The 12531-nt window shown below is 57.8% G+C and carries 7 protein-coding genes; 1 reads left to right on the plus strand and 6 read right to left on the minus strand.

Annotated features, from left to right (window positions below):
- Positions 1–249: 249 nt before the first annotated feature.
- From ACST81_RS13230 to ACST81_RS13250, 5 genes are all read right to left on the minus strand, one after another.
- On the minus strand, positions 250–816 hold the full coding sequence (locus tag ACST81_RS13230) for a Mov34/MPN/PAD-1 family protein (protein WP_438748323.1): 567 nt from the start codon (positions 814–816) through the stop codon (positions 250–252).
- A complete protein-coding gene (locus tag ACST81_RS13235) occupies positions 738–2438 on the minus strand; it encodes a ThiF family adenylyltransferase (RefSeq protein ID WP_438748325.1) in 1701 nt (566 codons plus the stop codon). The genes ACST81_RS13230 and ACST81_RS13235 overlap by 79 nt, the downstream gene beginning before the upstream one ends.
- A gap of 9 nt (positions 2439–2447) precedes the next feature.
- On the minus strand, positions 2448–3500 hold the full coding sequence (locus ACST81_RS13240; RefSeq protein ID WP_438748327.1) for a cyclic GMP-AMP synthase DncV-like nucleotidyltransferase: 1053 nt from the start codon (positions 3498–3500) through the stop codon (positions 2448–2450).
- Entirely contained in the window at positions 3497–4630 is a 1134-nt protein-coding gene (locus ACST81_RS13245; RefSeq protein WP_438748328.1) for a patatin-like phospholipase family protein, read from the minus strand. The genes ACST81_RS13240 and ACST81_RS13245 overlap by 4 nt, the downstream gene beginning before the upstream one ends.
- A 217-nt stretch (positions 4631–4847) precedes the next feature.
- Positions 4848–8660 (minus strand): vitamin B12-dependent ribonucleotide reductase, encoded by a 3813-nt coding sequence (locus tag ACST81_RS13250; RefSeq protein ID WP_438748329.1) that lies wholly within the window; start codon positions 8658–8660, stop codon positions 4848–4850.
- Between the two features lie 937 nt (positions 8661–9597).
- Here ACST81_RS13250 and ACST81_RS13255 point away from each other — a divergent pair.
- On the plus strand, positions 9598–11727 hold the full coding sequence (locus tag ACST81_RS13255; protein ID WP_438748331.1) for a M10 family metallopeptidase: 2130 nt from the start codon (positions 9598–9600) through the stop codon (positions 11725–11727).
- 79 nt (positions 11728–11806) lie between these two features.
- Here ACST81_RS13255 and ACST81_RS13260 read toward each other — a convergent pair whose 3' ends face one another.
- Complete coding sequence (locus ACST81_RS13260) at positions 11807–12391, minus strand: hypothetical protein (RefSeq protein WP_438748332.1); 585 nt, start codon at positions 12389–12391, stop codon at positions 11807–11809.
- Positions 12392–12531: the final 140 nt, after the last annotated feature.

Here is a 12531-nt window from a genome sequence, read left to right on the forward strand (position 1 = left end):
ACCACTTATGCGAGCGCATGTTAAGTTTGGATGACTCGTTGCTCGATGAATCTGCTGAAGTTTGCAAAATGCTTTTCGAGCGACTTCGAATGCGTCCAGAGCGTTGATGCGCGTCGGTTGAAGAAGTGAGAGAACAAAATTTTGTCGGGCGCGATGACGTTTTGGATTGCCGGGGGCAGCGACTGAAATTTAAGCTCAGGATGCATTCAACTTTGTCCGTTTGGTTCGCTTTGTCACGACCCCGCCGGATTAACTGATGAGCTCCGGTTTCGGTCTTTCAGGTCGCAGAACTGCGCCATTCACGCAATGATATGATAGCCACAATCCATCGGGGGGGTCTCTTCTCCCGACAATGCACATCAGGATACCAGGAAGATTGTGCAAAGATTCGCGCACAACGTTGGCAACACTTGTCATGTCATCGTTCGACGGAGTCGGCGAATTTTCTGGATGAGTGTGCCAATCCCCTACAAATTCTAATCCTCGCTCGTGGAACCTGGTGATTTCCTCTTGTTCTGCCTTCCTATCTGGCCAGAAGTGAAACCGACCGCGGCGGTCTCCGCGTCTAGGACCAGTGGCCACTTCGATGCACCAACGATCCCGCGACAGTGTGGCGAACAACTGACCGCCGGCTTCCTTGGAGAAAAAACCGCGTTGGCGATGAGAAAGCATTGTAGCGAGAGCAGCAGGAGTTAGCTCTACCGCGAGATCGCCGAATTTATAGACATATTCCTCGCTCAAAACTTCCACGCGCCTTCCGATACGCCCCCAAGCGAAGGTGGCTCTCCACGGTTCTCGAGCCAGTAGTCCGTCCATTTGCCTTCGGCGTCTTCCAGCGTCGATTGTTCGGCTGTCCAAGTACGCCATAGATCTGCGTCAGTGTGCCGTCCACTCAGGAGTTCGAGGGCAAGCTTGGTCGCCAGCGCCTGAGCTTGAGCGACTTCGACAGCTCCGAATGGAGAGGTGTTGTTCCCGCATTCAGGTGGCGCTTGGCGGTCGGCGTGAGATGTTTTCCCCTTGAAAGCACCGACAACGTCGAACCCATCCACAAACTGATCGATTTTCCCCGAGATGAGCACGGCGTGTGTCGCAAGTGCGTATGCCTCGGTCCACGTATAAATAATCGGCGACTCAGAGCCGCGATCACTCATTTCTTGGCTTAGAAATACATCGCTCCCCCAGTCGCCTGTCGCCGCAATAACGAGGTCGGCACCAGCCAGAAGGTCTTGATTTGCTTGAAGAGCTTGCTGCAGACTTGCCTCGATAGCCACGACCTCCTCCACCTCTGGGACGGAACGCTCGATCCGTCTTTTCAAGGCCACCGTTTTGGGGACGCCGACAAACTCCGCTCCGAGTTCGTGGCGGCGGATATTTTCCCACCCCAGCAAATCTGGATCGATAAGTACCAAACGGGAAATCCCGGCCTTCGCAAGCATCATTGCGATGCCGGAACCAAGCGCGCCGCAGCCAACGACAACGATCTTTTTTCGCACGTTCGCAAGCCGGCTGTCCGAGAGCCTGGTCAGCGCCGAGTCCAAGTTTCTGGTGTCCAATGGAGACACGTCATATAGCCTGATCACCTCTTCGTCAGCTAGTTTCGACTGCACCCGCGCCTTCACTGGCGGCCGACCCTTGGCATCGGACCTAACTACAAGTTCAACTGCTGCCTTGAACGATCGACCATTGGGCGCAAGTCCAGAAAAAATTACGGGCAATCGCTTGGGGCGTGCTCGAAGCAACTCGCCAACCGCCTGCAACCCGCCAATCGAATACCGCTTCAGCAGGGTCAGAAATGTTTCAGTGTCGCGCGGATACCTGTCAGGTCGCGGCAGTCGCTGCAGTTCGACGATAGGGAATTGATGTGGGTCACGGATGAATGACCCCCACAGGTGGCCGGAGTATCGCCTGAGGGTCAGCTTGTCTGAAAAGCAGTAGTAGCTGTCGCTGGTGCTGTAAAAGTACGCGCCCGTTCCCCTGTCTATGCCCAACAAACCCGAGAGCCGAGCGGCCCTTGCGCCTTCGGGAAGATAGTGGTTCCAGTAGGATCCGAAGTCGTTTTCGAAGTCTTCGTCTTCATCGCCGTTCTCGTTTGCCTGTAACAATGACCGTGCGTCATGCAAGGCTGACTGGACGGCCAGTAGTGGGGTGGCCGGGATGCTCGGCGTCTTTAGGCAGACCCGTGCCATTTGGCCGAGTCTCGGGATCGGCTCTATATGCGGCCGGGGACGATCCCTGTCGTAGCTTTCGATAAATGCCTGAGGCTTTGAATAAGGAAAGTCCTTGTCCGCAAGCACCAACAGACCGACGCCCATCGTCCTGACACGCCATCCCTGTCCGCCAAACACACGGATCAATGCATGATCATCAGGCAGCTTTCCCTCGAAGGCTTCTTCGAGAGATAGAAACCAGTCATCAATCTCCTGAGCCGCATATGACATTGATGGCCCTTATGCGAACCGGCCATTCTCACTGGCGTACCGCGTCTCTCCCTGTTTAATAAACGGACCGCCCTTCATTCGATTGTCGAGCATCTTCTCGACATCGGGATTTGGCTGAGCTCTAAACCAATCGCTGTTGAATACCCTGTCCCAAGCCTTCATCGCCTGATCGTGAGTGCAGTCGGGATTATCCAGGATTTCAAGATGCTCCAGGTTTTCAGCCAGGCAATCTTTGAAGAACTCGACCTTGGCGTTTCCCGAGCTGACAATGTTTTCGTCATTCAAAGTTGGATGACCGATCTCGTCGTTGATTTCCAAGCGATCATGGATCTGTTGCATCAGGCGTCGAAACGCTTGGTCGTTTCGACCTCTGATCTCAAGAAAGCACTCCTCGACCAGGCGTGAGATCGCGAAACCCGACGTCGTTTTGGATTTCCAAGACGCTCGGCTTTTTGCAAACTTTTTCATCAATCGGGTCACGCGCACGAACTGACCTCGGTTGCCGTCTTTGCTCGCGTCGGAGCAGCGGGTGCTATTGGCCGTCCTGAACCACTTTGTAACGGATCGAGCGTCTGAACGCTTCCAATCAGGGCCAGCCAATTCCCATGCAGCCTTTGGCTCGCCCGAGATGGGATCTTTGATTTCGATCTTGCGATAGGATGGCACGTCGACGTGGTATCCATCGTTGTAGTAGACGCGGACACAGTTCTTGCGGACTTCCGGTGAGCGCTTGAAACGACTGTCCTGAAGGGCATCACACACCATTTGGCGAACCGCGAGAGCTGACATCTGGCCTCCGTTCGGGCCGACGAGGTGGGACTTCTCGAAGTAAACACCATCGTCGATATCGTAATCGCCATCCTCTTCCTGAATCATCGACTTCATGGAATACGACCCTTGGGTATGCAGCCCGATCGGCGTTGGTTTCTCGGCCGCTCGCAGACCACCTTTGAGGCGCTCACGGTTGGTGTCGGCCTTGTCCTTGATATCCAGACGATCATCGTCCGACAGTTTCACCATATCGCGCTGATACTTCAGGACCTGGCTATCACAGTTCTTCATTGAAATACCTCTCTGGGAATACCTGCCTTCGGCATGGGTGGGACTTCATTAAAAAGTGTGTGGATCATCCGGCCCTCAGGATGGCCGGGACGGTCGCAAAGGCTCTTGACCATGTCGGCGTCATCATATCCATGCGCGATCAGTGCCTTCAGAGCCTCCGATCGCGACTCGTCCAAGCTGAGATACTGAAGCATTGTCGCCGCAGCCTCCTGCTGAGGAATGCGCACGTGCGTGATTGACCGGCCTAGTTTTGAGATGTGGCCCGCGAAGAACCGCGCCATTTGGTCATACGCGAATTCTTGTACGTCGATGGCCAGCGGTCCAATCTCTGCACCAAGTTTCCATGACAGCATGGACCGGTGAACCTTCTTCGGCGGAATCTGCGAACCTGCTGGTCGCGAAACGTTTCCGATTGAGAAAATCTCGATCGGCTGATCCGGTTCGGCGCAGGAAAGCGCGTCGATCATGGCGACAAGTACCGGGTTGTTCGCCCACAGACCGCCGTCCGCAAACACGCGGAAGTTATCTGAGTCGGTATCTGGATCGCGTATCGCGGCGAGGGACCGGTAGATAGGTGCCGCGCTAGACGCAAGGCAAACGTCGGCCAGCCGATAATTGTCATCTCGGACACCACTCTTGGGCGTCTTCTTGAAGACCCAAGACCGGTGCTTTTCCATTGATACAGCAGGGATTGAAAGGCTGATGCCTCGCTTATCGAGAACCTGCTTCATTGTGATATCTTGCAATTCGTTTCGAAGTGCCAACTGCAGCGCGGCGTCGCCGGCACGCACAATTCGTCCGCCTCTTGCCACAGCCCGCCAGAGGGGGCTCAAGACACCGTCCTTGATGCGATGCGGAAAAATTGCAGCCCCATGCTGTTCGTACAGCGCGACGATGGAGGGCATTGGACGTCCAATGGCCGCAGCGCATCCGAGAATAGCTCCCGTGCTCGTTCCTGCGATGAGGTCAAATCCCTTGCCAATATCCAGGGCTTCCACGTTTCGGAGGCGTGCGTAGTAACCGGTAAGCTTGTCCAACAAGGCGGCGGTGTAAATTCCGCGCATGCCGCCGCCATCGATACAGAGGACGCGGTATGGCTTGGCTTGGGAAGTTTCAATTCCATCCGTCATTGCTCAGCCCTGTGGTTGTTGGTGGCGGTTTAAGGGTGATTCCAACCAATGCGATTGTTTCTTGGTTTGTTCTGCCTAGTACTTTCAGGCGGATTTGTGCCGCCTGAAAGTGTAGTCTGAAGTCTTTGGGCGAGGATTTAGCTGGATTAATCCAGCTAACTTTCTCCTGTGCGATGTTTCAGTGGACGCGACAATCATCGTGATAATATCAACTTACTCAGCTGCAACCACTCGTCGCACCGCACGTGTCGCACTTCTCGCACGTCCCATTCCGCACCATCGTGAAATTCTGGCACTCGGAGCACATATTGCCCGTGTAGCCCTGTGCAATCGAGCGGATGCGGCGTTCGGCTTCGAGCTTCTTGGCGTCCGACTTGGCAGCTGCCGCTTCGGCGGCGGCCTTGTCGGAGAACAGGGCGGTGACGTCGGGTTCGGCCTCGACCGTGTTGTCCTCGGCGATTTCCTCGGCCAGTTCGGCGGCGCGTTCCTCGTAGTCGCGCTTGAAGGCGACGATTTCCGAGGTCGAGACGGCGGTGACCGGTTCGAGCTTGCGGGCGGCGTTGCCAGAGAAGGCGGTGACGTTGGCGCCGCTGGAGGCCTTGGCAGGTGCTGCGGTTGCCGCACCCTTCGGGTCGCCGGAAGCGCGGTCAATCTGGCCACCGGTGACGAGCGTCGGCTTGTGGCCGCGGGTCCAGCCGGTCGAGAGCAGGTTGGTCTTGCCTTCCTGGATACCCTTGCCCAGCGCCGTGTTGGAGAAGTCGGACGTATCGACATGGGCCAGGTCGTGGCGGTTGATGTAGGAGACGGCAAGTTCGCGGAACACGTAGTCGAGGATCGACGTGGCGTTCTTGATCGCATCATTGCCCTGAACCATGCCGGCCGGCTCGAACTTGGTGAAGGTGAAGGCCTCCACATATTCTTCCAGCGGCACGCCGTACTGGAGACCGAGCGAAATGGCGATGGCGAAATTGTTCATCATCGCACGGAAGGCAGCCCCTTCCTTGTGCATGTCGATGAAGATCTCGCCGAGGCGGCCATCGCCGAATTCGCCGGTGCGCAGGTAGACTTTGTGGCCACCGACGATTGCCTTCTGGGTATAGCCCTGGCGGCGGTTCGGCAGCTTTTCACGCTCGCGGGTGACCCGCTCGACGACCCGTTCGATGATCTTTTCGGTGACGGTGACGGCCTGGGCGGCGGCGGGCGCTGCCAGGAAATCCTCCATCGCATCCTCGTCCTCATCGTCCTCAATCAGCGAGGCGTTAAGCGGCTGGGAGAGCTTGGAGCCATCGCGATAGAGCGCGTTGGCCTTCAGCGCCAGCTTCCAGGACAGCATGTAGGCGGCCTTGCAATCCTCGACCGTCGCCTCGTTCGGCATGTTGATGGTCTTGGAGATCGCGCCCGAGATGAACGGCTGGGCAGCCGCCATCATGCGGATATGGCTTTCGACCGACAGGTAACGCTTGCCGATCTTGCCGCAGGGGTTGGCGCAATCGAAGACGGGCAGGTGCTCGGCCTTCAGGAACGGTGCGCCTTCCAGCGTCATCGCGCCGCAGACATGCACGTTGGCGGCTTCGATGTCCTTCTTCGAGAAACCGATATGCTCGAGCAGGTTGAAGCTCATGTCGGCCAGCTGCTCATCACTGACGCCGAGCTTTTCCTTCAGGAAGTCGAGGCCGAGCGTCCACTGGTTGAAGACGAACTTGATGTCAAAGGCGGCCTTGGTGGCACCGTTGATCGCTTCGATCTTCTCGTCGGTAAAACCCTTGGCCTTCAGCGAACCGGGGTTGATCGCCGGCGCCTGGTTGATGTTACCATGGCCGACAGCATAGGCCTCGATCTCGGCGATCTGGCTTTCCGAATAGCCGAGCGTGCGCAAGGCTTCCGGAACAGCGCGGTTGATGATCTTGAAGTAACCGCCGCCGGCGAGCTTCTTGAACTTGACGAGGGCGAAATCAGGCTCGATGCCGGTCGTGTCGCAATCCATGACGAGGCCGATCGTGCCGGTCGGCGCGATGACGGAGACCTGGGCGTTGCGGTAGCCGTGCTTTTCGCCGAGTTCCAGCGCCTTGTCCCAGGCGGCCGTCGCATGGGCGACCAGATCCTGGTCCGGGCATTCGGCATGGATCAGCGCCACCGGGTTGACCGACAGGTTTTCGTAGCCCTGGGTTTCGCCATGGGCGGCGCGGCGATGGTTGCGGATGACGCGCAGCATGCTTTCGCGGTTCGGCTTGTAACCCGGGAACGGACCAAGCTTGGCGGCGATTTCGGCCGAGGTCGCATAGGAGACGCCGGTCATGATGGCGGTCAGGGCGCCGGCAATGGCGCGGCCTTCGGTCGAATCATAGGGAATGCCGGACGACATCAGCAGCCCGCCGATATTCGCATAGCCGAGGCCGAGCGTGCGGTATTCATAGGAACGCTCGGCGATTTCCCGCGACGGAAACTGCGCCATCATCACGGAGATTTCGAGAACCAGCGTCCAGAGGCGCACGGCATGCTCGTAATCGGCGATGTCGATGTTCTTGGTGGCGGCATCCTTGAATTGGAGCAGGTTCAGCGAGGCAAGGTTGCAGGCCGTGTCGTCGAGGAACATGTATTCCGAGCAGGGGTTGGAGGCACGGATGGAGCCGGCGGCCGGCGAGGTGTGCCAGTCGTTCATCGTCGTGTTGAAGTGCAGGCCCGGATCGGCCGACGCCCAGGCGGCATGGGAAATCTGCTCCCAGAGCTCGCGGGCCTTCAGCGTCTTCATCACCTTGCCGTCCTTGCGGGCGGTGAGGTTCCAGGTCCCGTCGGCCTCCACGGCGCGCAAAAAGTCATCCTTCAGCGAGACCGAGTTGTTGGAGTTCTGGCCCGACACGGTGAGATAGGCTTCCGAATCCCAGTCGGTGTCATAGGTCTTGAACTCGATATCCTTGTAGCCCTGCTTGGCGAACTGGATGACGCGCTTGACGTAGTTTTCCGGAACCTGGCTCTGCTTGGCGGCCTTGATCTCGCGCTTCAGGGCAGGGTTCTGCTTGGGGTCATAGCAGGCGTCGTTGTCGGCCGTGCAGTTGACGCAGGCCTTCATGATCGCCTTCAGGTGCTTGGCGACGATCTTCGAGCCGGTAACGAGGGCCGCAACCTTCTGCTCTTCCTTGACCTTCCAGTTGATGTAGTCCTCGATATCCGGGTGATCGATATCGACGACGACCATCTTGGCGGCGCGGCGGGTGGTGCCGCCCGACTTGATGGCGCCGGCGGCACGGTCGCCGATCTTCAGGAAGGACATCAGGCCCGACGACTTGCCGCCGCCCGAGAGGCGTTCGCCTTCGCCGCGCAGATAGGAGAAGTTGGAACCGGTGCCGGAGCCATACTTGAACAGGCGCGCTTCACGCACCCACAGGTCCATGATGCCGCCTTCGTTGACGAGGTCGTCGCCGACGGACTGGATGAAGCAGGCATGCGGCTGCGGATGCTCGTAGGACGACTTCGACTTGACGAGCTTGCCGGTGAAGGGGTCGACATAGAAATGGCCTTGGCCGGGGCCGTCGATGCCATAGGCCCAGTGCAGGCCGGTGTTGAACCACTGTGGGCTATTCGGGGCGACGCGCTGGGTGGCGAGCATGTAGGCGAGTTCGTCGCGGAAGGCGAGGGCGTCGTCTTCAGACTTGAAGTAGTTGCCCTTCCAGCCCCAATAGGTCCAGGTGCCGGCCAGGCGATCGAAAACCTGGCGGGCATCGGTCTCGGAACCGTATTGCTCTTCCTTGGGCAGGTCCTTCATGGCGGCAAGGTCAGCCTCGGAGCGCCACAGCCAGGACGGAACGGAATTTTCCTCGACCTTTTTCAGGAGGGCAGGCACACCGGCCTTGCGGAAATATTTCTGGGCAAGAATGTCGGCCGCGACCTGGCTGAACTGCGCGGGCACGTCGATATCGGCAAGGCGAAAGACGATCGAGCCATCGGGATTCTTGATCTCGCTGATGGCCTTGCGGAACTCAATCTCGGCATAGGCCGACTGGCCTGCCTTGGTGAAACGACGTTCGATCTGCATCTGTCCCTGTCCTTTGTTTGCCGCATGCCCGAGCCAAAGGAGGCTCAAGGCACAATTGTTCCAGTCCGGCCGCACGGGAGATCGCGCAGCCAGTTCCAGTTTCCGATCTGAGTGGGAAACCCGTCTCGGGTCACCCTGTATCTTGTGCTGATTTTCGCTGCAAACACTAAATATAGTATCAACAGCTTCTTTACGCCAGCTTTTTGTGACGTGTTTGGCGCCTGGGGAGATCACAAAAAATAACCATCGCGACCGGCGGATCATCCACCAGGGCCGCCTGATACACAGACGATTTTTTCTGAAATGAACCGGCCTCGTAACTTTCCGGTCCCGCCGCCGCCGCAACGTGAAATCCATTAACGGTATCGGACCCGATTCCGTCAAGGGCTGGTTTGTGCCGTATTTGTGAACACCAGATGTTGTGTGTACGGTCTGTGGAAAACGGGGACATCATGCAAATCGAGCAAAATCAGTTGCTTGCTTGCGGGGCCTCAGGGCGTGCCGCGGGGGTATGTGAAAAAAGTGAAATTTTGCGGGTGAAAAACAGTAGAGAATTAACCCTCCCGAGCTTCCGCCATAGCCAAGCCACTGCGAATGTGGGTCGTGGATAACTGTGATTCGCGTTCGATTTCAGCATGGTGATCGCAACGGTTGACATGGGATGATCTGTGCCGTTGCGCAACTAAATCGCCGATATCTCGCGGTTCAATTCGCCAATGCCTACGGATCGATGTTTTCAAAAGCATTTTTAGCGGAACGACTAAAATCGACAGACGAATATTCTACCGCCTTTGTGGTCGAGTTAATTTTAGATTTTAATCATTTTTTATGTTGCAATATTTTCGATGCAATCGATCATGTTGCTTGACACCGTGCACCTACCACTGGCATCGACGGTGGATGTATTTTGCATAAACCATATTTTGGGGGATTATCGATGAGCAAACTGTTGAAAACCCGTGTTCTCTACGATGGCTTCGATCTGCCGGCATTCCAGCCGATCGCAAAAGGCGATTTCGATCCTTTGCAGCCGTTCGAGAGCGATGTGCGCCAAGCACCCGCGACCGAAGACCTTCGCAACTTCGATGGCGCGACCGTCTCGGTGGCTGCCTCCGGCGTCAATTATATCGACGGCCTTCTCTCCGGCGTCCGCTGGAACCTGACATCGATCACCTTCAGCTTTCCGGATGAAGCCTCGGATTACGAAGCGGGCTATGCGGGCGGTGCGCCGGCTGAAAGCTTTGGCCAACTGTCGGCGAGCCAGCAGGCGATCCTGCGTTCGGCGCTCGACGGAAACACCTGGCGTTCCATTGATGGGTTTACGACCCTCCAGACCGTGGACAATGGCATCAGTGCCGATTCGACGCTGCGCGCGGCTTATTCCACCGATGCGGGCGGTTCCGCCTATGCCTATTATCCGTCGAGCACCTATTACGGCGGCGATATGTGGTTCGGCCCGACCAGCGGTTACAACTACGCCACCGCAACGCTCGGATCGTCCGGCTACCGCTCGACCCTGCATGAACTCGGCCATGCGCTCGGCCTGAAACACGGCCATGAAAGCGGCGGGCCTGCCAATATCCCGGTCCCGGTCGAATACAATCACCACGAATTTACGGTCATGCCCTATATCAGCTACGAGGGCGGATCACCGACGGGCTATACCAATGAGGCGGGCGGCTATCCGCAGAGCTTCATGATGGTCGATATCGCGGCCCTGCAATATATGTACGGTGCCAATTTCGATGGTGGCGATTCGACTTATACCTGGTCGTCGACGACCGGCGAAATGTTCATCAACGGGGTCGGGCAGGGCGCGCCGAACAACGGGGCGGGCGGCGCCTACAATCGCATCTTCCTGACGATCTGGGACAATGGCGGCACGAACGACACCTATGATGCTTCCAACTATACCAACGATGTCAGTATCGACCTGCGACCCGGATATTCCTCAGTCCTATCGACAGACCAGGTCGCCTATCTCGGGGGTGGCCCGAACGGCGGGTATGCGCGCGGCAATGTCTACAATGCCTTCCTCTACAATGGCGATCTGCGCTCGCTGGTCGAAAACGCGACAGGCGGCATCGGAAACGACACGCTCGTCGGCAACCAGGGCGACAACACCCTGAACGGCGGCGCCGGCGCCGACGCCCTCGATGGCGGCATCGGCAATGACCGCCTGGACGGCGGCATTGGAATCGACACGATGACGGGTGGGATCGGCAACGATCACTATATCGTCGACAATGCCGGCGATGTCATCAACGAGGTCGCGGGCGAAGGCACCGCCGACCGGGTCTCGGCGCGGGCAAGCTATGTGCTGGCCGCCGACGATGATATCGAAGTGATGACGACGGTGTCCTCCACGGCCACCACGGCGATCAACCTGACCGGCAATGCGCTCCATCAGGAGATTACCGGCAATTATGGCGCGAACATCCTGAGGGACGGTGCGGGCGCCGCCGACCTTTTGAAGGGGCTGGCCGGCAACGATACCTACCAGATCTATACCAAGGCGACGACGATCGTCGAAACGGTTGCTGGCGACACCGCGGACCGGGTGATGGCGGCCGTCGATTATACCCTCGGCGCCGGCGTGCGCGTCGAGATCATGACGACGAACGGATCGGCGGGACTATCCGGCATCGATCTCACGGGCAACGAATTCGTCCAGGCCATCACCGGCAATGCCGGCAACAATATCCTGAACGGCAAGGGCGGCAGCGATACGTTGAAGGGCCTTGGCGGCAAGGACACGTTCGTGTTCAACACGGCGCTGGGCCCCAACAATGTCGACAAGATCCTCGACTTCAATGTGACTGATGATACGATCAAGCTCGAAAACGCGATCTTCACCACCCTGACAACGGTCGGCACGCTGGCCGCGACGCTTTTCAAGGACAATTTCCTGGCGCCGCGGGATGCGGATGACAAGATCATCTACAATTCCAACACCGGCTCGCTGTTCTACGACGCCGACGGATTGGGCAGCGCATCGACCGCCGTGAAATTCGCGTCGCTGGCAACAGGCCTGTCCCTGACAGCCTCCGACTTCATCGTGATTTGACGGTGACGGCTCCCGGCGTGTTGGTACATTGTGCCAGCGCCGGGAGTTCGTTTGCGAGGACTGGCGATGAGCCTCGCCGCTATAGTGCGTCGAGATTGATGCCGACGGTGATCGCACCGATCGGCTGGCCGGTTTTCGGATCGGAAATGGTCATGCTGGCCTGGGATTGCAGCATCTGTGTCGATTCGTCTTTTTCCGGTCGATCGACGAAGAGCACGCCGGGACCGGCGAGATAAGTCTTCTGCCATTTCAACTCGTCGCCCTGCCAGTAGTCGGAGCTGGCTTCGCTCTCGCCAATGCTCAGGCCCTTGGCGTCGATGACGAAGATTTCGGTGATGACCCCGCCGGACGCCACCTGCTTTTCCTTGAGGAATTTCGACAGCGGGCTGTTCATGATCGAATCGATCAGCGGCCGGGTGTTGCTGGAAAATTCGGTTTTCCAGTTCGCATCCATGGTCTCGATATCGGAGGATGTCAGGTGCGCATGCAGTTCGTTCTGGTCGTTGATCCCCTCGATGATGGCGGGATCGTCAATCCAGCCACGGACATTGGCCTCGACATAGGCGGTGACCAGTGCGACATGGACATCGCTTGCCAGAGACGGACAAGTCTGGAGCGCCCAGATGCAGATGCCGACGAGGGTCGGAGCGAAAATTCTTAGCACGTCATCCATCCCCACTTCGGACCCGGTTGAGTGAATGTCTAGCCGCTCCGGGTTCTTGTCGCCGCAGCCATAGCGCTGCGAAGATGGTTCAATCTATCAGGCACAGGGCGTTGAAAACCAGACCATATTCACGACGGCTC

The sequence above is a fragment of the Pararhizobium sp. O133 genome (assembly GCF_051669845.1).
Taxonomy (GTDB): Bacteria; Pseudomonadota; Alphaproteobacteria; order Rhizobiales; family Rhizobiaceae; genus Pararhizobium.